The sequence below is a fragment of the Shewanella sp. MF05956 genome (genome assembly GCF_059758055.1).
In genome coordinates, this window is record NZ_JCAYNV010000009.1 from 74,938 (window position 1) to 99,103 (window position 24,166).

Annotated in this window: 22 protein-coding genes; 9 read left to right on the forward strand and 13 right to left on the reverse strand. The window is 43.1% G+C overall.

Going from position 1 to position 24,166, the window contains the following annotated elements:
- The first annotated feature begins 119 nt into the window (after positions 1 to 119).
- The 4 genes from AC19MX_RS11430 to AC19MX_RS11445 all read left to right on the forward strand — a co-directional run bounded on the left by AC19MX_RS11430 (position 120) and on the right by AC19MX_RS11445 (position 4,938).
- Positions 120 to 1,427, forward strand: a complete 1,308-nt coding sequence (locus tag AC19MX_RS11430) for an amidohydrolase (protein ID WP_498298155.1) — start codon at positions 120 to 122, stop codon at positions 1,425 to 1,427.
- Between the two features lie 43 nt (positions 1,428 to 1,470).
- A complete protein-coding gene (locus AC19MX_RS11435; RefSeq protein WP_498298157.1) occupies positions 1,471 to 2,799 on the forward strand; it encodes a M16 family metallopeptidase in 1,329 nt (442 codons plus the stop codon).
- Positions 2,796 to 4,244, forward strand: a complete 1,449-nt coding sequence (locus AC19MX_RS11440) for a M16 family metallopeptidase (protein WP_498298159.1) — start codon at positions 2,796 to 2,798, stop codon at positions 4,242 to 4,244. Before AC19MX_RS11435 ends, AC19MX_RS11440 begins: the two co-directional genes overlap by 4 nt.
- A gap of 163 nt (positions 4,245 to 4,407) precedes the next feature.
- The gene (locus AC19MX_RS11445; protein ID WP_498298161.1) at positions 4,408 to 4,938 is read left to right on the forward strand and encodes a hypothetical protein; all 531 of its coding nucleotides are present in this window, start codon (positions 4,408 to 4,410) and stop codon (positions 4,936 to 4,938) included.
- 25 nt (positions 4,939 to 4,963) lie between these two features.
- Here AC19MX_RS11445 and AC19MX_RS11450 read toward each other — a convergent pair whose 3' ends face one another.
- The 7 genes from AC19MX_RS11450 to AC19MX_RS11480 form a co-directional block, all read right to left on the reverse strand.
- Complete coding sequence (locus tag AC19MX_RS11450; RefSeq protein ID WP_498298162.1) at positions 4,964 to 5,299, reverse strand: DUF2956 domain-containing protein; 336 nt, start codon at positions 5,297 to 5,299, stop codon at positions 4,964 to 4,966.
- On the reverse strand, positions 5,299 to 5,763 hold the full coding sequence (gene trmL / locus AC19MX_RS11455) for a tRNA (uridine(34)/cytosine(34)/5-carboxymethylaminomethyluridine(34)-2'-O)-methyltransferase TrmL (RefSeq protein WP_432400544.1): 465 nt from the start codon (positions 5,761 to 5,763) through the stop codon (positions 5,299 to 5,301). Before trmL ends, AC19MX_RS11450 begins: the two co-directional genes overlap by 1 nt.
- A 267-nt stretch (positions 5,764 to 6,030) precedes the next feature.
- The gene (locus AC19MX_RS11460; RefSeq protein ID WP_011635799.1) at positions 6,031 to 6,189 is read right to left on the reverse strand and encodes a YqaE/Pmp3 family membrane protein; all 159 of its coding nucleotides are present in this window, start codon (positions 6,187 to 6,189) and stop codon (positions 6,031 to 6,033) included.
- Between the two features lie 256 nt (positions 6,190 to 6,445).
- A complete protein-coding gene (locus AC19MX_RS11465) occupies positions 6,446 to 7,129 on the reverse strand; it encodes a type 2 periplasmic-binding domain-containing protein (protein ID WP_498298164.1) in 684 nt (227 codons plus the stop codon).
- 62 nt (positions 7,130 to 7,191) lie between these two features.
- Complete coding sequence (locus tag AC19MX_RS11470) at positions 7,192 to 8,571, reverse strand: ATP-binding protein (RefSeq protein WP_498298166.1); 1,380 nt, start codon at positions 8,569 to 8,571, stop codon at positions 7,192 to 7,194.
- Positions 8,571 to 9,257, reverse strand: a complete 687-nt coding sequence (locus AC19MX_RS11475) for a response regulator (protein ID WP_160051961.1) — start codon at positions 9,255 to 9,257, stop codon at positions 8,571 to 8,573. Before AC19MX_RS11475 ends, AC19MX_RS11470 begins: the two co-directional genes overlap by 1 nt.
- 107 nt (positions 9,258 to 9,364) lie before the next feature.
- Positions 9,365 to 10,795 (reverse strand): cytochrome C biosynthesis protein, encoded by a 1,431-nt coding sequence (locus AC19MX_RS11480; RefSeq protein WP_498298168.1) that lies wholly within the window; start codon positions 10,793 to 10,795, stop codon positions 9,365 to 9,367.
- Between the two features lie 276 nt (positions 10,796 to 11,071).
- On the opposite strand from AC19MX_RS11480, the gene AC19MX_RS11485 reads away from it, so the two are divergent.
- Together AC19MX_RS11485 and fieF are read left to right on the forward strand one after the other, a co-directional pair.
- On the forward strand, positions 11,072 to 11,563 hold the full coding sequence (locus tag AC19MX_RS11485) for a Spy/CpxP family protein refolding chaperone (protein WP_498298170.1): 492 nt from the start codon (positions 11,072 to 11,074) through the stop codon (positions 11,561 to 11,563).
- A gap of 189 nt (positions 11,564 to 11,752) precedes the next feature.
- Positions 11,753 to 12,622: a cation efflux pump FieF gene (fieF, locus tag AC19MX_RS11490; protein ID WP_432400534.1), complete on the forward strand. Its 870-nt coding sequence runs from the start codon at positions 11,753 to 11,755 to the stop codon at positions 12,620 to 12,622.
- Between the two features lie 62 nt (positions 12,623 to 12,684).
- Here the strand turns inward: fieF and AC19MX_RS11495 are convergent, their stop codons facing one another.
- The 6 genes from AC19MX_RS11495 to typA all read right to left on the reverse strand — a co-directional run bounded on the left by AC19MX_RS11495 (position 12,685) and on the right by typA (position 19,676).
- Positions 12,685 to 13,914 (reverse strand): sensor domain-containing diguanylate cyclase, encoded by a 1,230-nt coding sequence (locus tag AC19MX_RS11495; RefSeq protein WP_498298171.1) that lies wholly within the window; start codon positions 13,912 to 13,914, stop codon positions 12,685 to 12,687.
- Positions 13,915 to 14,159: 245 nt separating this feature from the next.
- Positions 14,160 to 15,572 (reverse strand): nitrogen regulation protein NR(I), encoded by a 1,413-nt coding sequence (gene glnG / locus AC19MX_RS11500; RefSeq protein ID WP_498298173.1) that lies wholly within the window; start codon positions 15,570 to 15,572, stop codon positions 14,160 to 14,162.
- A gap of 36 nt (positions 15,573 to 15,608) precedes the next feature.
- On the reverse strand, positions 15,609 to 16,646 hold the full coding sequence (gene glnL / locus AC19MX_RS11505; RefSeq protein WP_498298175.1) for a nitrogen regulation protein NR(II): 1,038 nt from the start codon (positions 16,644 to 16,646) through the stop codon (positions 15,609 to 15,611).
- Positions 16,647 to 16,785: 139 nt separating this feature from the next.
- Entirely contained in the window at positions 16,786 to 17,310 is a 525-nt protein-coding gene (locus AC19MX_RS11510; RefSeq protein WP_498298177.1) for a DUF4124 domain-containing protein, read from the reverse strand.
- Between the two features lie 107 nt (positions 17,311 to 17,417).
- Positions 17,418 to 17,729 carry a pyrimidine/purine nucleoside phosphorylase gene (gene ppnP / locus AC19MX_RS11515; protein WP_498298179.1) on the reverse strand — a complete coding sequence of 104 codons (312 nt, stop codon included), beginning with the start codon at positions 17,727 to 17,729 and terminating at the stop codon, positions 17,418 to 17,420.
- Between the two features lie 135 nt (positions 17,730 to 17,864).
- Positions 17,865 to 19,676, reverse strand: a complete 1,812-nt coding sequence (gene typA, locus AC19MX_RS11520) for a translational GTPase TypA (RefSeq protein ID WP_498298181.1) — start codon at positions 19,674 to 19,676, stop codon at positions 17,865 to 17,867.
- Positions 19,677 to 20,163: 487 nt separating this feature from the next.
- Here typA and glnA point away from each other — a divergent pair, with 487 nt between their 5' ends.
- From glnA to AC19MX_RS11535, 3 genes are all read left to right on the forward strand, one after another.
- Positions 20,164 to 21,573, forward strand: coding sequence for a glutamate--ammonia ligase (gene glnA / locus AC19MX_RS11525; RefSeq protein WP_432400522.1), 1,410 nt, complete (start codon positions 20,164 to 20,166; stop codon positions 21,571 to 21,573).
- A gap of 190 nt (positions 21,574 to 21,763) precedes the next feature.
- Entirely contained in the window at positions 21,764 to 23,347 is a 1,584-nt protein-coding gene (locus tag AC19MX_RS11530) for a PDC sensor domain-containing protein (RefSeq protein WP_498298183.1), read from the forward strand.
- Positions 23,348 to 23,436: 89 nt separating this feature from the next.
- Entirely contained in the window at positions 23,437 to 23,982 is a 546-nt protein-coding gene (locus tag AC19MX_RS11535; protein WP_498298185.1) for a type II secretion system protein, read from the forward strand.
- Positions 23,983 to 24,166: the final 184 nt, after the last annotated feature.

The window sequence follows — 24,166 nt, forward strand, 5'->3', positions numbered from 1 at the left end:
TACTCTCAATGGTAATAAATTGATACAATTCAAAAATCATTTAAATGTGCAAAGCATTTAACAATCAGGCCGTTTCAGGGTAGTTTTGTTGCTCAAATAACAATAAAAATGGACCTTACATGCGCCTGACCTCCCTCGCTTTCATGCTTGCCAGTGTATTTGCTAGCAGTGCTTACAGCTCATCTACCGTGGCCAGCGTGCCTAATGCTGCAGAATTAACCGCTCAAGTTGAAAGCAAAGTGATTGCATGGCGCCGCGACCTTCATCAACATCCTGAATTATCTAATCGTGAGTTTCGCACCAGTAAAGTGATTGAGAAACACCTCAAATCACTCGGGCTTGAGGTGCAAACGGGTATTGCTCACACCGGTGTGGTAGCGATACTAAAAGGCGGTAAACCTGGGCTATTAATTGGTTTACGTGCCGACATGGACGCACTGCCCGTTACCGAAGTGGTTGATTTACCTTTTGCTTCTAAAGCCACTGACACTTATCGCGGCCAAAAAGTCGGTGTAATGCATGCCTGTGGTCACGATACGCATGTCGCGATGTTAATGGGTGTGGCCGAAAACCTCGTGAAAGTAAAAGACAGCCTGGCCGGTGATGTGATGTTTATTTTCCAGCCGGCCGAAGAGGGCGCGCCAGAAGGTGAGCAAGGCGGCGCTGAGTTAATGCTAAAAGAAGGCTTATTTGCTAAGCGCAAACCGGATCAAGTGTTTGGTATGCACGTTACTTCAAGCATGCCTACTGGAGTTATTGGTTTACGCTCTGGCCCTGCAATGGCCAGTGAAGATTCATTTAGTATTAAAGTGACGGGCAGGCAAACTCATGGCTCGCGTCCTTGGAGTGGTGTTGATCCAATCGTGGCGTCAGCACAAATTATTAATAGTGTGCAAACCATTATCAGTCGTCAGGTCGATATTACTAAAGCACCTGCAGTTGTCAGCTTTGGCGCCATTAACGGCGGCATTCGCTCAAACATTATTCCTGATGAAGTAGAGCTTATTGGTACGATTCGCACCTTTGATCAGGATATGCGCGCCGACATTAAAATTAAGCTGGCTGAAATTGCCACTAATGCTGCCAAAACCCTTGGTGCTACCGCAGTGACGGAGATCCAATCGGGTTATCCAGTCACAGTAAATAACCCTGAGCTGGTCAGTAAAATGCGCCCAGTGATAGCCTCTGTCGTGGGCGACAATATGCTGATTGAACCGGGATTAATTACCGGTGCAGAAGACTTTTCTTACTATGCGTTAGAAACCCCTGGGATGTTCTTCTTTTTAGGTGTCACACCAACAGACAAAGATATCAGCCAGGTAGCCAGCAATCACTCACCTGCATTTTATGTTGATGAAAGTGCGCTAAAAGTAGGCGTGCAAACCATGACCCAGGTTGCCTTAACCGCACTGGGCGCGGCACAATAAACCCATTTTGATTCACCATGGACAAAAGCTCAAGGAGCAAGATATGACCCGTAAACTCATCGCTTTGTTGATGACATTAGGCGTGCTAAGCACGCCAACCGTGTCGGCAACACAGGCTGAAGACATCAATAGTTTTACCTTAGACAATGGCATGAAAATCATGGTGCTTGAGGACAGCTCAATCCCCAATGCCAACATGTACATTTTTTGGAAAGTCGGTTCGCGCAATGAAGTTCCGGGCATTACCGGTATTTCGCACTTTTTTGAACACATGATGTTTAACGGTTCAAAAAAGTTTGGCCCTAAAATGTTCGACCGCACCATGGAAGCTGCTGGTGGCGCTAATAATGCTTATACTAGCGAAGACTTAACCGTGTATACCGATTGGTTCCCAGCCAGTGGAATTGAAACGATTTTTGATCTTGAAGCCGATCGTATCGCCAACTTAGACATTAACCCTGAAATGGTCGAAAGTGAGCGTGGCGTTGTGCAATCTGAGCGCACCACAGGGCTTGAAAACTCTAACTGGCGCACCATTCAAGAAGCCCTAAAAAGCGTGGCATTTTCAGCGCATCCTTATAGCTGGTCGGTTATTGGTTATGAGTCAGACATTGCCGCATGGACCCTTGAAGATTTACAGCAATACCATAAAACCTATTACGCACCAAACAATGCGTTAGTGGTGATTACTGGTGATGTAAAGCTTGCCCAGGTAAAAGCTTTGGCTGACCAATACTTTGCGCCTATTCCTGCTCAGGCACCGCCAAAAGCCGTGCGCACAGTAGAACCTGAACAAAAAGGTGAGCGCCGTGTGTTTGTTAAAAAAGAATCGGTAAGTACGCCAAACATTATGTTGGCTTACCATGTGCCAGCCACAAGCCATGCAGACTACTATGCATTGGACTTATTAGCCTCAATGTTAAGCGAGGGCAACAGCTCACGTTTTTACCAATCGTTAGTCGATAAGCAATTGGCCGTCGCTGCCGACACTTATATGCCAATGTCATTTGACCCAAATCTATTTTATATCTTGGGCGTGGCCAACGCGGGTGTGGATGCCGACACGTTAGAACATGCCCTTATTGAGCAAATTGATTTAATTGCCAGCCAGGGCGTAACTCAGCAAGAGCTAGAAAAAGTTAAAAATATCAAGTTAATGGACTTTTATCAGACCATGGAAACCATTAACGGTAAAGCCAACACCTTAGGTACTTATGAGCTGTATTTTGGTGATTACACCAAACTGTTTAATGCCCCAGAAGCCTATAACAAAGTGACTCCAGCTGACATCCAGCGCGTAGCACAAACCTATTTAATTAAAGCAAATCGTACAGTCGGTGTGCTCGCTGCGACTGAGGAGTCAGACAAATGAAAACCAGCACTCATTCAAAAATGACCTTGTCGTTATCGGCCATCGCCTTAGCGTGCAGCTTAAGCCTAGCCGGCTGCGCAGCAACACAAAACACCACTGCTGACCCAGTCGCGGTAGCCCCAAGTTTTGTGATGCCAAGCTATCAAAAAATCACCTTAGATAATGGCTTAACCGTTAATTTAATGGTGCAAAAAGAAGTGCCATTAGTCACCCTTGATGCAGTAATTAAAGCCGGTGCGGTTAATGACACCACCTCAGGTTTGGCTTACTTAACCTCGCAAAGCTTAATGCTAGGCGCTGGAGGTCAATCTAAAGCAGATATTGAACAGCAACTGGACTTTATTGGCGCGAGCGTGAATACCAATGCCGATGCAGAAGGTACTTACATACGTGCTAACATGATGACCAAAGACATCGACAGTGTGTTAGCCATTTTTAGTCATGTGATCTGTCAACCAGACTTTGATACCGCAGAGTTTGATAAGCTTAAACAACGTGAAATTGTCGGCTTATCGCAACAAAAAGAAAGCCCACGCGCAGTGATTAGCCGTTACTTTAGCAAGTTGGTTTTTGGTCAGCACCCCTATGCTAACCCGGCATCTGGTAGCAGTGAGTCAATCGCGACCATTAACGCCAATGAGCTACGTGCATTTCACAAAGGTTATTACCAACCCAATAACATGACCATTAACGTGGTCGGTGACTTTGATGTTGCTGAGATGACCGTCAAGCTCAATAAAGCCTTTGGTGATTGGCAAGCGACAGAAACCGTTGTGCAGCCAGATTTAAGCCAAAACTTACCGACGTTAACCAAACCAAGAGTCTTGTTAGTCGACAAGCCCGACGCCATTGAAACTACGTTTTTAATTGGTGGTGTTGGTATTCGTTACGACAATCCTGATTATGTGGGATTAACCGTGGTGAACACCATTTTAGGTGGCCGTTTTACCTCATGGTTAAATGATGAGTTACGTGTCAATGCTGGACTAACCTACGGTGCACGTTCTGGTTTTAGCCCTTATTCACAGTCTGGGTTATTCCAAATTAGTACCTTTACTAAGTCGTCGACTACGAAAGAAGCCATCGATTTAGCTTTGCTGACGTATTCGCGTTTGTGGGAAAAGGGTATCGATCAACCGACGCTAGACTCAGCAAAAGCATATGTTAAAGGGCAGTTCCCACCTAAATACGAAACCAGTGGCCAGCTTGCTGGATTACTGTCTGACATGTATTTATATGGCATGAACGATGACTTTATTAACCAGTTCCAAGCTAAAGTGGATGGTTTAACATTGGCTGAAACTCAACGCTTAGTGACACAATACTTTCCGCAGCAAAATTTGCAGTTTGTATTAATTGGTAATGCTGCTGAGATCGCCGATATTGCCGCACAATACGGTGAAGTCACACAGGTGAATATTACCGATACCGGTTTTGGTCAGTAGCAATTATTGCACTTTATTATTGACCTCAATGTGAGGTAATCAACCTGAGCTCGCGAGATCAGGTTAATCAATAAACATCAAATGGCTCACTGGTTTTTGCAAGTGAGCCATTTTATTTTGAGGTTAGGTTAGACTAAAATTACAACTCATTCGTTGAGGAATTATGATGAAAAGCCGCTTATTGTTATTGCTCGCCGTTATGAGTATTACGCTGCCCTTGAGTGCGATTGCTGACAAGGTTGTATTGGCTGAGTTATGCCCGCACCTGGTGGGTGAGTGGCAAGGCACCGCAGCCAATCCTGCATTAGACCCAATGGCAGTAACGACCTCGATAATGTGCTCGGCAGATCAGCGCAATTTATATATCAGTGTGAGCCGTGGTAGCCGCTTTTCAAACAGCGAAACATGGTGGTTTAGGCAGCAACAAGAGACCGTTTTATTAGTTTATGGCAATGGCGTGACGGAAGATGTCACCCAGCAACTGACCTTATATCAACAAGCGGACAGCTTTTCATTTTTAGGCGAAGGTGAGATTAATCAGCGCCCTGCATTAGTGCAATTGCAATTCGACCCCATTAAGGCGAATAACCAACAACCTCAAGGCGGTTGGCAATGGCAACAAAGCGCTCATTATCTGGATGATGACAGCGAACAATATCAAGTGGTTAGAGCATTAAGTTTGCTTAAGCCTTAATGGTCTTTTACCAATTTCAGCTGGTTTACAGCATCAAAAAGTAAGCTGCGAATCCCGCCCAACTTAGCAGTAACAGCCCCAGTAACACCCAAGCCAGAGACGTCATTTGTGAGTATGACTCATTGTCGAATGAATCAGAGTCATCACTTTCATGATCGGTATTCTTGGCTTTTAAACGTTGCTTACGGGCTTTATCTCGGTCGCGAGATTTGGCTTTTTCGCGTTTTTTATACTCTGCGATACCCTTTTCAATTCCGGCAGCAATCAGCTTAGTTTGCTCTTTGCTTTGCCCTGGCTTTTGAGTGGCTTTGGCCATGGACAGTGCATCATTTTGAGTTTCTGGCGACGGTGTTTGTTTCATTATTCTGCGCCTGCAAAACCAAGTTGTCGCCACGCTTCGTAGCTAATAATCGCGACAGAGTTAGACAGGTTTAAGCTACGGCTACTCGCCGTCATTGGGATGCGTAAACGTTGCTCTAGTGGCGTGGCGTTAATAATGTCCATTGGCAAGCCGCGAGTTTCAGGGCCAAACAGTAATACATCATCTTCTTGAAACGCGATTTGGGTGTGCGGACGACTGCCTTTGGTGGTACATGCCATGATGCGCTTTCCCGGTATAGCCGCTAAAAAGCTCGCATAGTCTTTATGACGCGTCACTCGAGTTAAATCGGCGTAGTCTAATCCGGCACGGCGAAGTTTTTTCTCTTCTAAATCAAATCCCAAAGGTTCAATTAAATGCAGCTGTGCACCATTGTTTGCGCATAAGCGAATAATGTTTCCGGTGTTTGGGGCGATTTCGGGTTCGTAGAGTGCGATATGAAACATAGTAACCTTAAGGCTTTGCGAGGCTTAAAAACAAGATCAAATTATACCTCAGCAGAAGGGTAGCGTCATCCATGTAAGATCATCATGACCTTATCGTGAGGTAATAAGCATTGGTAGGGCGATAGCGGCGTTGTCGCGATAATATTCTAGGTTGTTAGTGTTGCCAGAAAGCTAGTGAGGTAAAAATTACGCCTTAAAGGTAACATTTTCCGATTGATTGCAGCGCAACTAAAGTCTCGTTGTTGCGCTGTAATATCATAAATCTTACTAGCGCTTAGCAATAACCCACACGGCATGCACTATGCCTGGTATGTAACCCAATAAGGTTAAAATAATATTTAACAACAGGGTTTTACTGAGTCCTACCTGTAAAAAAACGCCCAGAGGTGGTAGTAAAATTGCGATTAAAATTCGTAATAAATCCATAATGATCTCCTTTTTTTGCTGTGATGTGAGAAGTTGCAATCCCTAACGTTAATAGCCTACGAGCAACTTGCTTATAGCTTACACATAATACAAAGCAATTATCAGACCAATATTTGGCTGATGGAATTTAGCGTCTATTAAGGTTAAGGCAAGTCGACGGCTCGCTGGCTAAGTCATGTTAGTAAGAGATACCTCGACCTGAGCATTTTTTATCATCGAGAGTGTAGAGTATTTAGATTGATTAACAGGCTAAGATCTAAAAAGACTTAATTTGATACTTTTGGTCAGTTAAGTGCGACTTAATCGCGGTTGCACTCTTACATTGGGTGTTTAGCCATACTGACATTGGGAACTGGTAAAATACCATGGCAGAGTCTTGTAATAACATGGTGGGGAAATTGAGTTTATTGGCGGCGAAATTAATCCCTTGTTGATCGCCATAAACATAATCAACTTTCTGTTCTAATAATAACGACAGTCCCTGTTCTATGGTGTCGACAAGTTGCAGCTTAGCCCCAGCATCAACAAAAGAGCGTACTTTTCGGTCATCTAGCGAGATGGGTAAATGCGCAATCACTTTGTCTTTAAGTTCGTTACCGATAAACACTTGCGGTTCAGCTAGCCGAAATAACATCAGCGGTATGGTTTTATCTGCCAATATCACCTGTAAATGCTGTGCGGAAGGCGTTTGTGGCGGCAAGAAGCTCAAGCACCAATTGTTACTCTTTAACTGTTGTTGCGCCGTGGTGCTATTTACAAATGTCACGTTGGTATTTAACGCGCTATATGCAAAAGCGCGCTGTAATAACACCACCGCTTCGCCTTGGTCGGCACTGTATTGAGTTAAATAAGGCGGGTACTCAAAGGCAATGACGTCAATGTCCTGAGCTTGGCTGGTAAAAATACAACAACATAGAAAACCAATGATTATTTTATACATGTGGCGCTAAATAATGTAATGATACTGTTAAGCATAGCATCAATTAAACTAATTATTACAGGCTAAAGCGTGCTTAATTGGGTCGGTAAATCAATAGTCACCACTAATCCATGTGGTTGCTGATTGGTTGCAGCTATCTGGCCATTGTGGGCATAAATAGCCGCTTGAGTAATGGCCAAGCCTAATCCCCAGCCACCTGATTCACGATCGCGAGAGCTGTCTGGGCGGTAAAATGGCGTGAAAATCGCGTCTAATTCTTCTTCAGCCAACCCTGGACCATCATCTTTAACGACAATGCTCACCCGATGCTTAGTTTGCTTACTTTCGATATAGACATTTTTTTCGGCGTAGCGAATCGCATTGCGCAGCAAGTTTTCAATGGCGCGCGATAAGGTTTTCGGTAAATGTTCAAAGCAAATCGATTCATCGATATTGATGTGTAATTGCTTGCCTTGTTGTTCGGCCTCAAACTCTGCGTCATCTAACACCTGGCTTAATGTTTCGGTTAGCTCAGCTGTGAGGCGTTTTTCGGTGGCATTAAGCCTTACGCGTGACAATGTGAGTAGTTCGCTAATAAGGGCTTCTTGTTGAAGCGCCTCGTATTCAATCCGGTCCAGCTCGGTGCTGTGTTGGCCTTTTTTACGTGCAAGTGCGAGTGACAATTGTAGCCTTGTTAAAGGGGTACGCAGTTCATGGGATATGTCGCCCATTAAGCGTTGTTGGTTGTTTACCATGGTTTCAATGGCGTCGGCCATGCCATTAAAGGCAACCGCGAGTTGGCCCATTTCGTCTCGACGGTTAGCAGTTGCTGCGTCAACGCGATTGGCTAAGTCGCCTCGGGCAAGCGCGTTGGCGCTCAATTTTAATGAACGTAATGGTTTGCCTAAATACCATGCCAGTAGGCCACACAAAAAGCCTGATAATAATATGGCTAATCCTGCGGTGAGTAATTTATTGTCGGCAAAAAAGAAAAACCATGGACGGGGGTGGTTGTCTGGTAAACGGCCAAATAACTGATAGTTTTTGCCGTTAACGTCGAAGGTATAAGGGCCAAAAATTAGCTCGTCTCTAAATTGATGGCTTATGGGTTGGTTAGCTTCTTCAGCCATTAATTGAAAACGTCTAAAGCCGCGCGAGACTCGTTTGCTGTTTAATACTTTGCCTTCATCGTCGGTTAAATATAAGCGGATTGGGCCACCGTTTTGGTCACTACCTCGGTGCAAGCGTTGCAGGTTATTGCTTTCAAGTAATTGCGGTTGCTGTTGAATACGTGTCGCAACCTTGTTTAGCACCCGTTCAAGGCTGGGCGGGAGTGGTGAGCGGTCATGATTTTGCTGTAGCAATGGCAATAACGATACCAGTGCAATAATCAATGAGCTGCACAGCCAAAAGCCCAGCAGTAACTTAAAAAAGAGTCGATTAAACGGGTTGTTTTTTAGCATTACGGTATCCAGATATAGCCTTTGCCACGTAGGGTCTTAACCCGTGGACGACCGTCTTGGCGCTCAGGAAGTTTTTTTCGTAAATTAGACAAATGCATATCTAAGCTGCGATCAAATGGCATTAACTTTTTGCCGAGCACGTTTTCACTTAATGATTCTTTGGTTACCAGCTCGCCACTTTTTTCAAGTAAATGAAACAGCAATAAAAACTCTGTGCCTGTTAAGATAATCAATTGCTCATTGCAATAGGTTTCTTGGCGGGTAGGGTCAAGGCGTAAATCACCAAACTGCAACATATCGTTGTTTTGCGCATCTTGCTGTGTGGTTTGTGCTCGGCGTAATATGGCGCGTATACGTGCCACTAGTTCGCGGTCGTTAAACGGTTTCGGTAAGTAGTCATCAGCACCAATTTCTAGTCCCACGACACGGTCGATTTCGTCGCCGCGTGCAGTCAGCATGAGTACCGGTGTTTGCTTGCGTTGGCGTAAAGCACGCAATACTTCAAAACCATTGAGTTTTGGCAGCATGACGTCAAGCAGAATGAGGTCAAAGTCTTGTTGTTGCGCTAGCGATAACCCTTGTTCACCATCATAGGCTTGGGTCAGCGCAAAGCCTTCAAGCTCTAGCAACTGGCTGAGCAGGTCGGATAAACCAATGTCATCGTCTATCAATAAAATGCGATTCATAACTGTCCTCTAGCACAAGTAAAATCGGTACAACATACCGATTTTCAATCAATTACAGATTATCTCATACTAGGGACAATTTACATTAACATTGCATAGTTTTACATTTACCCGTTTTGTTTTTTAACAAAACGGGTAATTTTGACTACGATAAACGTGACGACAATAGCCCCTAATATTAAGCCAACTGAAAATACGGCATTTTGTAATGCGGCAGGGTTGAGTACTAACATGCCTCCTAAGCCTAGCATCATAATACCAGACATGAGTTTAAGAACTTCACCTTCTTTTTCAGTAAGTTTGCGCTTGCCTAATGTCATCGAGAACACAATGACGATGGCGGCGAGCGGAATGACATAGACAATATTGTAGGCAATCAAATACATGTAGCGCTGCACTGAATCAAGGTCTGACAATGATAATACTGAGGTGTAAATCATTGGAAATCCGGCGGTACAGAGTAATTCGTAAGCGTTGGCGAGAATCGCCAAAATAGTCGAGCCTAAAATCATGGTTGGTAGTGAACTGGCTTTAGACAGTTTGCCCATGCGTTTTATTAATGAGCCACGATTTTCAACTGACATGGATAGGCTGACATCACCGCGTCCATAGAAGTAGTCTTTAATATTAACCACGGCGGCTACCAATGCCAGCAACCCAGCGCAGGTAATAATAATGCCACCATCTCCGCCGCCCAGTAGTTGGAATAAATTCAACCATGCGCTCATAAAGATAAAGTAGATAAATCCTGAGAAGAAAACAAAGATCCCGCCAACCAATAACATGCGTTTACGGCTGCCAGCATTGACCATAATACTCAATAAAAACAGTAATACGAAAAACGCACAGGGATTAAAGGCATCAACACCGGCTAATACTACAGTTAAAACGGGTAATGACAGTTCTTCCGGATGTACTTCGCCAATTAAGGGGATGTCAACGGGCTGAACGCTGGGTTTTGCTGGTGAGTCAATTTTGCTGGTGCTGTCAAAAGACATACCGCAACTGCCTTCAGCTTGAGGGTCGTCACTGGTGTCGGCGCAGGTTTCAAACAGTGGCGCATCATTAGTTGACGCAGCACCTAAGAAATCGTCTAGTTTGCTGCCAATATCAGCTTGGCCACCTTGGCGTTGATAGCAGTCTATCAGTCGCTCTAAAATATAGCGTCCGGTGACGTCATGGCTGTTGTAACCCACAACCGCTTCACCACAAATGGCAAAGTAGGGCACTGATTTCGGTTCAACGCCGGTGCGCTGGCCCATTTTCATTAGTTTATCGACATTGCCCGGCTCGCTGATCGCGTAGTCGTGTAACTCTATCCATTGAAAACGCTCACCTAATGCATCAATAAACGGATGTGCTTCTTTACAATGCGGACAGGTTTTAGACCAAAAGAAATGCAGTTTGACCACCGGTTGCTGGTTTTGCTGGCTATACCAAATGGCGTCATCTGTTGTGGTAGATGTATTGGCTATTGAGCTCGGTGCTAACAGAATAATACTAAGAAGAAAAAGTAGTTGGCCAATCAATCGGTTCATAATTAATTCCATTCAAACGCTAATAATATGATTTTATGCCCTTATCCGTTTGCTGTAACAAGCAAGTCCACATTCCGTTAACTGGCTCTCATTTCAGCGATTTTTATGACCGAATATGCCAAGTTGATCATGAATGATTAGAGTTAACGTGTTATGAAAATGCTCTTTACATAGGTTTACTCATCATTAACCCTAATTGACATTGCATTCGCTAAACTGAGTATCAAATCTGCTAAGGCAGAAAACAAACACTTATGTAGACCAAGGAACTTAACAATGAAAACATCATCAATTATCAAGACTAGTTTAGTTGCCTTCGTGGCAAGTTCAGCATTATTAGCCGGACAGTTGTACGCTGCCGACACAGCAGATACGACTGTGAAAACGGAACAAACGAGCAAAAAAGGCGATAGACATCATGGCCCTAAAGATGGCATGCATAAAATGTTGCGTAAGCTGGATTTAACTGACGCACAAAAAGATCAAGTTAAAGCCGTTGTTGAAAAGTACAAAGCGGATCGTCCAGAGCGTCCAACAAAAGAGCAACGCACTGCTCACCGTGCAGAAATGTTAGCCCTTATTACAGGAGCCAGTTTCGATGAAGCTAAAGCGACTGAAATGGCTGAAGCACAACAACAAAAGCATTTACAACGTATGTTGACGCAGTTAAAAATGCAAAATGAAATTTATCAATTATTGACTCCAGAACAACAGCAAACGTTTCAAGAAAAGTTTGCTAAAGGTAAAGGTCATAAAGCCCGTCGTTAATTAACCCTAATTAAGCGATTATTGGAAGCCGTTACCTTGTGGTAACGGCTTTTTTGTTCATGCAAGTTTGCTAATGGTCACAGTTTGATAAAAGGGATGGCTTGGTTTAGTAAACTTTGTCCTAATATAGTATTGAACTTGCTATAGTTACCCCAGATAAACTTAGCCAATAGAATCGATAACTACCTTATGTCCTCATCCTCTGAATATGACTTTTGGGTCAAACTTGCCAGCCGCGCGTCGGTAGCGACCGCACTGTGTCTTATTGTGATTAAGTTATTGGCGTGGTTATATTCTGGCTCGGCCAGTATGCTGGGGTCATTAACCGACTCATTTGCAGATGCGTTAGCCTCAATCGTCAACTTTATTGCTATCCGTTATGCCATTGTGCCCGCAGATAAAGATCATCGATATGGTCACGGCAAAGCTGAACCGTTAGCATCACTGGCTCAAGCGGCATTTATTCTCGGTTCAGCATCACTATTGTTGCTTTATGGCGGCGAAAAATTAATTAATCCAGTGCCGATAACTAGCCCTGGCGTCGGCATTGTAGTATCAATCATTGCGATTGTGATGACGCTAGGATTGGTGATGTTGCAACAACGTGCACTTGAAAAAACCAAGAGTACGGTGGTAGAAGCTGATTCACTACATTATAAATCTGACTTGCTACTGAATGGTGCTGTGTTACTGGCTTTGGTGTTAGCAATGTATGGTTGGTGGTGGGCAGATGGTTTATTTGCGGTGTTAATCGCGGTGTTTATCGGCCAGCAAGCGCTCGATTTAGGCTATCGTTCTATACAAAGTTTACTCGACCGTGAGTTAGATAACGACACGCGTGAGCAAATTAAAACACTGGCAAAACAAGATCCACGAGTGAAAGGTATTCATGATTTACGCACTCGCCAAGCCGGTAAAACCACGTTTATTCAATTGCACATGGAACTACCGGGTGAGTTGTCGCTTGAAGAGGCACACGATATCGCCGATAAGGCTGGCTTAGTGATTAAAGCGGCTTTTGATGATGCTGAAGTGATTATTCACCAAGACCCTGTGTAAGCAGGTGTTTTATTTAGGTGCAACCGTGCCTATTTGATAATAGGCACGGTAGGTTTAATACGTTAAACCATCACAAGTTGGTTGGTTATTTGCGAACGAGCCAGCTCTAGTGCAGAGTCCGCTCGTAAAATTAACTCGTCTAGGGTGTCATTTTCTTGCCATTTCGACACGCCAACACACGCACTAAAACGAAGGTGTTTACCCGTTTCTGGGTCTACTAAATCAGTGCTATCAATACTGTGACGAATGCTTTCGGCTACATTTCTGGCAATACTATTGCTACTTGCTCGAATAATGGCAATAAACTCATCACCACTCCAACGGCCCAGTAAGTCGGCATCGGCTAACCTGCTTTGGCATTGTTGAGCAAAATGGATTAATGCCTTATCACCGGTTTCATGGCCAAACAAATGGTTGATTTGTTTTAACTCATCTAACGCCATTAATACGCAATAGAAGTGATTATGTGGCAAGGTGTTATCGAGCAATAAAGCTTTACCTGCTAATGTTATCCCGCGGCGATTAAGGGTTTTTGTGAGATAGTCTAAATGAATCTGTTGCTCAAACTTTTCTTTGAGTAAATATGCTTCGGTGATGTCAGTCATGGTGACTTGAATCGCTGGTTTACCATTCCAGTCGATGACCGTTTCCATCAATTTTATCCACACTGGTTTGCCACTGTAGTGTAGGCATTTTATTTCCACCGCTGATGGCATCATTTTGTGATTGAATAGATTTTCAAGCGCTTGTTGACGTCGTTCTCGATAGGCTGGGTCAACAAAATCCAACATGGACGGTAACGTCATAATACTTTGTGGATTAGGATAACCAAGAATAGTGGCTAATGCCTGATTACAGAAAAGCGGACTAAATCTGTGGTGTATTAACACGCCTTGTACAGAGCCATTAAGCAAGGCTCGGTAACGATATTCGCTTTGTTGTAATGATTGTTGCAGCTGAAGTGATTGGGTTAAGTTCACAATGGTAATCTGCAGTGCAGGGCGCCCTTGCCATTCAACAATATGCTCAATGGCAAGTACATTCATGACTTCGCCAAGGCGATTTCGATTAATGTAGCTACGAACTTGTGGTTTTTCGATACCACTCATTAATGCGTAATAAGTGTGCGCGGCAATGTCTTGCGACTCAGGGTCGATTAACTCCAAAATACTCTTTAATGCGAGAATTTCTTGCGCATTTTCATAGCCAAAAATTTTCGCATAAGTATCATCCGCATGCCTCGGAATAAAATCTTGGTGGATGACCACACCATATTGAGCATCAAAATCCAAAATCTATCCTTGCACTTGGGACAAGCCACTATCGCCTTATTGATTGTTCATTCTAGCACTCGCAATAGCATTTGCATGTACCGCTAATAGAATAAGATAAAAATTAATTATAAATTTGAGCAGATACTCACATTTGTACTGAAAAAATCATAATGCCATGTAATATATAGGTTTAATTTTCCGTTGAGTCCGGTCTACCCTTAATCATAAATGTTTTTGCGGGTTACCTAGCGACCATATAACATTTAGTCCATCGATAACTCTTTGAGTTTACGTGTTAACGTATTACGTCCCCAGCCTAAACGCTTAGCCGCTTCTTGCTTATGGCCTTGGGTGTGACGTAGTGCGGTTTCAAGCAAAATTCGTTCAAACTCTGGCTGCACCTCAGTTAACAAGTCGCTTTCACCCGCCGTGAGCTTTTCGTCTATCCAATCTGTTAATGCCGTTTGCCAATCACTTGCGCCAGCATGTTTTTGTTGGCTTGTGACCGGATCTTTTAGTAACTCAGGGGGTAAATCTTGCGGTAAAATCTCTTGACCAGATGCCATCACAGTTAACCAGCGGCAAGTATTCTCCAGCTGACGGACATTACCTGGCCAAGGTAGGTTAGCCAGTTTGACAGCGGTCTCTTTGGTTAATATTTTAGGCTCTACGCCAATTTCTTTCGCTGCTGTAGTTAAAAAATGGTTGGCAAGTTGTGCAATGTCTTCACGGCGTTGTGACAACGGAGGTAAGTGCACGCGAATGACATTTAAACGGTGAAATAAATCTTCACGGAAAGTCCCTTTTTGCACTAGCACTTCAAGATCTTGATGGGTGGCTGCAATAATTCGCACATCAACCTTTACCGCTTGGTGACCACCCACTCTATAGAATTGTCCGTCGGCAAGCACTCGTAATAATCGAGTTTGTACATCGATTGGCATATCACCAATTTCATCTAAAAACAGGGTTCCACCATTGGCCTGCTCAAAACGTCCTTGGCGTACATTAGCGGCACCAGTGAATGCGCCTTTTTCATGGCCAAAAAGTTCTGATTCAATTAAGTCTTTTGGAATTGCAGCCATGTTTAACGCAATAAATGATTTATCTTTACGTGGGCTATGTTTGTGCAATGCACCAGCCACTAACTCTTTACCTGTGCCTGATTGGCCATTAATGAGCACGCTAATCGATGAGCGTGATAAGCGCCCAATCGCCCGAAACACCTCTTGCATTGCAGGCGCTTCACCAATGATCTCTGGGGTTTTGACTGCAGTGTCTACAGCGGCAACTGGCGTTTGTTCGGTGGCGTGAGTCAGTGCGCGCTCAACTAAGCTAATGGCTTCATCGATATCAAAGGGTTTAGGCAGATATTCAAAAGCCCCAGCTTGATAGGCACTCACAGCACTGTCTAAATCTGAATGCGCTGTCATGATGATGACGGGAATATGCGGGTAGTGCAGCTGTAAGCGGTCGAGTAAGGTTAAACCGTCTGTGCCTGGCATGCGTATATCTGACACAATAACTTGTGGCTGTGATGATTCTAATGCTTGCCACAGCGATTCGGCAGCGGCAAAGCTTGCGGTAGACAATGAAGCACCTTTGAGCGCTTTTTCTAATACCCAACGGATAGAGCTGTCGTCGTCGAGGATCCAAACTTGTTCACTTATGTTCATGTTAAAACCTCATTCTGCCAATAAAGGGCATGCTAATTATTGTAATGGCAGGTTAATAATAAATTCGGTGTGTCCTGGTGCTGAAACACAATCAATACGGCCGCCATGTAAACGGGCAATGTTATGGGCAATCGATAATCCTAGGCCTGATCCTTCATCTCGACCGGTGACCATAGGGTAAAAAAGAGTGTCCATTAAGTCGGGCGGAATGCCTGGGCCGTTATCAATAATCGACAGTGCTAAGACTAATTTATAGCGTTGAGTACCAATGGTGACCTGATGCTGAGTGCGGGTCTTAATTAAAATTTCGCCGCCACAAGGCTCCAATGCCTGAATCGCATTTTGTACTATATTGAGCACCGCTTGCTGCATTTGATCCGGATCCATTTGTAAATCTGGGATAGATGGGTCGTAATCTCGCTTGAGTTTAATATTGTCTGGCAGTGCCATTTGCACTAGCTTTAATACTTTTTGCACCACCTGGTGAATGCTATGCGCAGAGTGTTGGGTTGGGCGTTGAGGTCCTAGAAGTCGGTCGACCAAATTGCGCAGCCTATCGGCTTGTTCAATGATTAAACTGGTGAACTCTTTTAAATCCGGTGAGGTTAATTCTCGAGAAAGTAACTGCGCTGCGCCCCGCAGACCGCCTAATGGATTTTTAATCTCATGAGCTAAATTACGCACTAAAAACTGTGCAGCCTGCTGCTGGGCATCCATATTTAATTGCTGATGAATTCGGCGCTGTTGGTCTACTTGGCGTAATTCTAAAATGCTCAGATTAGCGTCATTTTCAATCGGCACTAAAGTGATATCAATCGTATGATGCTGCCCGTCAAGGGTGATTAGTGCTGCGGTGTTTACGGTTAAACCTTGGCCAGCAGCAATGGCATCACGAAGTAGTTGTGGCTCTACTCCCATTAATTGATAAAGCTCAGGTAAAGTTTGCTCAAGTAGTTTGTGATTGCCTATCCCAAGTAATTGCGCCGCCGCGGCGTTGGCATAACACGGTTTTAGCTCTGTGTTGATAACCAGCACTGCCGTAACTAAATGATTGAGTAGGTTATTTGTGTCCATTCGCCGTCCTAATATGGGGTTGCACTAACATGGTGCACCAATTTGGTGCAGGCTGCAACCTATTCCACACAAACAGCAATCAAGACTAAAAACCTAAACATCAACTTTAACTCAATGAATATTATAGTTTTTGTCTTTATTATCTAGACTTTTTAGCTGGTCCAAATACTGATGCCTGATGTAGAAATACCTTTCTTGGAGAGCTAGATGCAAGTACTTTGCCGCTTTGTGTTACTACATTCACAACAATGTTATGTTCGCCTCTAAAAATACCATTGAGTTGAAATGTTGCTGAGGTTTGTGGCTCAGTAGTGGCTACGCCATCGACTAATAATATCATTTTGGCGCCTTTTGGCAGTTTTGGTGCAACGCTCACACTGACGCTGAAGTCACCATTATTATCACGAATGGTGGCTTCTTCTTGCGGTGAGATAATCGTGACTGTATAGCTAACTTGTGTGGCATCTTTAGGTGTAACACTGGCTTGAGGTGGGGTATTGATGGTCATACTATTTTGAGTATTCTGGTTAAGATCAACGGCTTCTGCGTTAGTTTTTGGTTCGTCAGAATAATGTACTTTACCATTCTCATCTACCCAGCGATAAACGGTAGCGAGGCTGTTGGCGCTAAGGATAAGCAAACCAATAAGTAAGATAAGACGCATGTTGAACTCCTTGAAAATCAATATTTTCATAGAGTAGACGCTTTTTATTAAAAAATCAGCTTAATCTGTCGTGATTAAGCTGATCTGACAATACGCTAGATTTACCGCTAGATATAATGACAGCAGTATTCTGATATTTGACTCGTGCGAAGGCTAAAGCTCACATTTGGTGCAAGTTCAAATTGGCTACCTGCGCCGAATGCTTTCCAGTCTGTTTCGCCGGGCAATAACACCTCGAATTCACCAGAAGTCACTTGCATGATTTCACCTTCAGCAGTAGAAAACTCATATTCACCCGGAAGTACCACACCCAAAGTTTGTCTGCTGCCATCAGTAAACAACACGCTTCTGCTAGTGACCTTGCCATTAAAATACACGTTGGCCTGTTTTGCCACACTGACATGTTGCAACATACTCATATCGACTCCTAATTAATGTTAAATATTGTCGATGAGTATTACAGATTTTTAATTAAACTTCCTAGTTAAATGTTTTCATGCAGACATAAAAAAGCCCAGATAATTATCTGGGCTAAGTATTTTTACTGAATAGAATTAGCTGCGGTTATTACGCTTACGTTCGTTTTCAGTTAAGAATCTCTTACGAACACGAATGTTCTTAGGCGTTACTTCTACTAACTCGTCATCATCGATGAACTCAAGCGCTTGCTCAAGAGTCAGGTTGATTGGTGGAGTCAGTACTTGAGCTTCGTCAGTACCAGATGCACGCATGTTGGTTAGCTGCTTGCCTTTAAGACAGTTAACTGTCAAATCGTTAGCACGAGCATGGATACCCACTACTTGACCTTCGTATACTTCGGCCGCGTGGCCAATAAACAGACGACCACGGTCTTGTAAACCGAATAGTGCGAACGTTAATGACTTACCTGTAGCATTTGAAATCAATACACCGTTAGCACGTTGACCGATGTCACCGCCTTTATGTGGACCGTAGTGATCAAATGAGTGATAAATCAAACCAGTACCTGAAGTAGCAGTTAAGAACTCAGTTTGGAAACCAATTAAGCCACGGCTTGGGATAATGAAGTCGATACGGACACGACCTTTACCGTCAAGTTGCATGTCTTTCATTTCAGCTTTACGTGTACCTAATTTTTCAATTACGGTACCTTGATGATCTTCTTCAACGTCAACTGTTACGGTTTCGTATGGTTCACATAGCTCACCATCGATTGTTTTTAGAATAACTTCTGGACGAGATACGGCTAATTCATAACCTTCACGACGCATGTTTTCAATTAAAATCGATAAGTGTAATTCACCACGGCCTGATACGCGGAAACGATCTGGGCTGTCTGTTTCTTCAACACGTAATGCTACGTTGTGAACTAATTCAGTTTGTAAACGCTCAAGAATGTTACGTGAAGTTACATACTTACCTTCTTTACCCGCGAACGGAGAAGTGTTTACTTGGAATGTCATCGTTAGTGTTGGTTCATCAACCGTTAACGGTGGCATTGCTTCTACTGCATTCACTGCACAAATTGTGTCAGAAATCTTAAGCTCGCCTAAACCTGTAATAGCAACGATGTCGCCCGCGTTAGCGATTTCAACTTCAGTGCGGTCTAGACCCATGTAACCTAATACCTGGCCCATTTTACCGTTACGTTTCTTACCGTCAGCACCAATAATGGTCACTTGTTGGTTAGTCTTAACGCTACCACGAGTAATACGGCCAATACCGATAACACCCACGTATGAGTTGTAATCGATTTGAGAAATTTGCATTTGGAATGGCGCTTCTGCATCTGCGTCTGGGAAAGACACTTTCTCAACGATGGTTTGGAATAGCGGCGTCATGTCAGTGCTAGTGTCTTCTGGATCTAAAGTCGCGAAACCATTTAACGCAGAAGCATAAACAATAGGGAAATCTAACTGTTCGTCAGTAGCACCTAAGTTAACGAATAAATCGAATACTTGGTCAATAACCCAATCTGGACGAGCACTTGGACGGTCAATTTTGTTAATAACAACAATTGGCTTAAGGCCTTGAGCGAACGCTTTTTTGGTTACAAAGCGAGTTTGTGGCATTGGGCCATCAACTGCATCAACCAATAGTAATACTGAATCAACCATAGATAGAACACGTTCTACTTCACCACCGAAATCAGCGTGGCCAGGAGTGTCTACGATATTGATGCGGTAGTCGTTCCACTGGATGGCAGTATTCTTTGCCAGAATGGTGATCCCACGTTCTTTTTCAAGATCGTTAGAATCCATAACCCGCTCAGTAGCTTCTCCACGAGATGCAAGGGTTCCTGACTGCGCCAACATTTTATCAACCAGGGTTGTTTTGCCATGGTCAACGTGGGCAATAATGGCGATGTTACGTAAATTCTCTAACACGGATAAACCTCTAAACCAGCAAACAAAAAAAGGGGGCTTTATAGCGACTGAATAATCATAGACACCATAAAAAAGCGTGCCATTCTACTTCAGCACGGCTTTTGTAGATAGGATTATTTTTGAACACATCAATTTTTTCAGCTTGCTCGAGCTCAAAAAACACGTTAAAACCTTTATTTAAGTCATAGTAACAAGCTTGTCATACACAAATGTGACAGTGGCTAAAACTTTATCAATTTGCATATGCACCACAATGGACTTTTGCACCACATTGAAACATAGTGGTGCACAAGATTGGTGCGAAGCGTTTGTTTTGTTGATCTTTGATATTTTCAAAATTAACAAAATCAAAAGGTTAACTAGTTGGCATGATTATCGCTTTAATGGCAGTAATCGTAAAAATGAAAATTCGTTTTCCAGATGCACCATCTGGCGAATACCAAGATTATATTAAGGGACAACCCTTTACCCTACCGGAGGCTTAAGAATGTCAGTTGAATCAGTTTTAAAGCAACTTGAAGAGTTAGAAGTTAAGTTTGTTGATTTGCGCTTTACCGACACTAAAGGTAAAGAGCAGCATGTTTCTATTCCATCTCATCAAGTAAATGAAGATTTTTTTGAAGACGGCAAAATGTTTGATGGTTCTTCAATTACAGGTTGGAAAGGCATCAATGAATCAGACATGGTATTAATGCCTGATCCAACAACATTCGTTTTAGACCCATTTACCGAAGAAACAACAGCCCTTATTCGCTGTGATATTTTAGAGCCAGGCACTATGACTGGTTATGACCGTGACCCACGTTCAATTGCTAAAAAAGCAGAAGCATACCTTGTGTCTACTGGTATCGCTGACACCGTATTGATTGGTCCAGAACCAGAATTCTTCTTATTCGACGACGTGCGTTTTGGCACTGATATGTCAGGTTGTTTCGTTAAAATCGACGCAAAAGAAGCGGCTTGGAACTCAGGCACTAGCTATGCAGATGGCAACACAGGTCACCGTCCAATGGTTAAAGGGGGTTACTTCCCAGTCGCGCCTGTCGATTCATCACAAGACTTACGTTCAGCAATGTGTTTAGTGCTTGAAGAAATGGGTCAAGTTGTTGAAGCACATCACCATGAAGTGGCTACAGCGGGTCAAAACGAAATCGCTACACGTTTTAACACTTTGACTAAAAAAGCAGATGAAATCCAAATTCTAAAATACGTTGTTCATAACATGGCTCACGCTTATGGAAAGACAGCGACATTTATGCCAAAACCAATCGTTGGCGACAACGGTAGCGGTATGCACGTGCATCAGTCATTATCAAAAGACGGTGTTAACTTATTCGCGGGTGACAAGTACGCTGGCTTAAGCGAAATGGCCTTGTTCTATATTGGTGGTATTATCAAGCACGCTCGTGCATTGAACGCATTCACCAACCCAAGCACTAACTCTTATAAGCGTTTAGTGCCGCATTTTGAAGCGCCAGTTATGTTAGCTTACTCAGCACGTAACCGTAGTGCATCAATTCGTATTCCAGTGGTACCAAGCCCTAAAGGTCGTCGTATCGAAGCGCGTTTCCCTGATCCACATGCAAACCCATACTTAGGTTTTGCGGCACTATTAATGGCTGGTCTTGACGGTATTCAAAACAAGATCCACCCAGGTGAAGCAATGGATAAAGACTTGTATGACTTACCTGCTGAAGAAGCGGCTGAGATCCCACAAGTAGCAACGTCTTTAGAAAATGCTCTTGAGAATCTACAAGCTGATCATGAGTTCTTAACTAAAGGTGGCGTATTCAGTGAAGACTTCATCCAATCTTATATCGCAATTAAGAAAGGTGAAGCTGAGCGTGTTGCACGTACTACTCACCCATTAGAGTTTGAGATGTATTACAGCCTATAATGAGTCGGTTTTTATAAACGATTCAGTATTGCAAAATACCCAACCCCGATAAGCAATTATCGGGGTTTTTTGTTATACAGTATGTTGCAAATGTAAACAGATGTGTCTAAGGTGTTGCGTTCGTATTTTTCCGCACGGCAATATTTCCCCTGCCATTGTATTGCTCAAAAGTTCTGCATATGAGAATTAGATGAAATTATCATTTAGGTATTTGTTATTAATTGCGATGACCTTGGTGTCTTTGATACCTATTTGTGTTTTAGCGTTGTGGACCAGCCATAATGCGCTCGATAATGAATATCGAACAGTTCATGACAAACATTTATTGTTAGCAAAAAACTTATCACAAGCACTAGACCGCTATAGTGTCGACGCGTTATCGATATTTAATCGCGCCACTGATTCTGTTATTAAACAGCAAATTTCCTCCGAATTTATTTCACTTTTTAAAGACATTGATGTTGAGTCTGTTGGTGAATATAACGCTCAAGGCCAGCTCGTCAACGTGTTATTTGGTCCCGCACAATCACAGCCTTTATCGTTAATCGAGGGTGATAATGTTTTTGATCTTTCTCAATTATCTAGCGCAACGTTTACTGACGTGCATAAATTCGGTGTCGCGAATCCAACTTTGTATATGATCCGTCAAGATAACCAGAAACGTATCTGGTTGGCGGTAATGAATCCTGCATTTATTGGTTTATTGCAGTCTGCGGTTAAATTTGGCAAAAAAGGCCATGCTGCTATTGTCGATCGCCAAGGTAATGTGTTGGCTCACCCGAATAAAGAGTGGCAAGCAAACAGTAAAAGTTTGTCTAAAGTCAACATTGTGAAACAAATGATGGCCGGCAATACTGGTGTGATGGAGTTTTATTCTCCGGCTGTTAAGCAGGATATGATAGCGGCTTATACTATTGTGCCTACAACGGGGTGGGGAGTAATGATCCCGCAACCATTGGATGAATTGTATGCTCGAGCAGAATCTGAAATTAATACCATTTTATGGGTTGCCTCCCTATCGTTTTTTGCTTGTTTACTACTAAGCTGGTGGATGACCGGATTGATCACGCGACCGATTGCTGCACTTACCGCTCAAGCATGTGCTTTAGCCAAGCAGCAAACTCAACTCACCCCCTGGACTAAGCAGCGTATTGAAACCACCGAGTTTGTGACCTTGTTTGACAGTTTTCATTACATGTCGAAGCAAGTTATTAGTAGTCAGGCAGAGTTAGCGCAACGTGTAAAAGATAAAACCGCTGATTTAGCCCAGGCTCAAGCCGAAGCATTGCATTTAGCTAATCATGACCAAGTGACAGGGTTAGCTAATCGTATGTCGATTAGAAATACCATCCAGCAACGTATTAATGCAAAACAACCATTTTCCCTTTTATTTATCGATTTAGATGGGTTTAAAATGATTAATGATACTTATGGCCATGGCATCGGTGACAGTCTGTTGATCAGTATTGGGCAAAAGGTTGCGGCCAGTCTTGAGTTTGGTGATATTTTAGCTCGCTATGGTGGCGATGAGTTTGTGTTACTTTTACAGCACGATAACCAGTGTGATATTGTTAACCGCAAGGCTAAACGGGTATTAGAAATAATTAAGCAGCCTTATAAAATAGACGGTCACCAGTTAAACGTTAGCGCCTGTATTGGTATTGCTCAATACGATGGTGTCGATACCGATACAGACAGCCTTATTCATCGTGCAGACGTTGCCATGTATCAAGCTAAGCATGCAGGTAAAGACCAAATCATGCATGCGTGTTAGTCATCGCACCCATGCAAAAATAACGATAGAATTAATGATAAAGTCAGTTATGCACTTAACGTATTTAGATTAAGGATTGTGATTACAAAATGAGTCGACTCGCAACAATCTCTCGTCGTGCGCAAACCAAACCCAATGGCTTTACTCTAATCGAGTTAGTGGTGGTGATCATTATTTTGGGTGTTTTAGCGGTTGTTGCAGCCCCTAAATTTATTAGTTTAAAAAGTGATGCTTATGCCAGTGCAATGCAAGGTGTTGCTGCCGCCATTAGTAGCGGTAAAACCATGGTGTATTCAGCATGTGTGATTAGTCCCAGTTGCGATGAAACTGCTAAAGCCGGAACGGGGAATGGTCTAGGTAACAGTATTAAGGTACAAGGCCAATCGATTACGCTCGCTTATGGTTATCCACGTCACACTGAAGCAGGCATTGCAAGAATGATTAACATTACCGACAACAATAACGGTGGTGAATTTAACATTACAACAATCACTATAAATACCATAAATGATCGTGATGGCTTACGTATTCGTCCTAATGCCGATTATGAAACAAATAAATGTGAAATTCGTTACTCACAACCCTTAGCTGCAGGTGAGCAACCGCTTGTAGAAGTGGATATTGATGGCTGTTAATACGATTAATGCCTGCAGGTAATACCAATGCCATGAAGATTACTTCATGGCATTTTTGTTGGTAGCCAGAATGTCGAAGGTATAATTGGGTTTAGTGGCGTGATTTTTTTGTGCTTAAGTACGATTTGTAGAGGATTTCACTCAAAAATATGATATTTATATAATTAATCACTCATTTGATTCT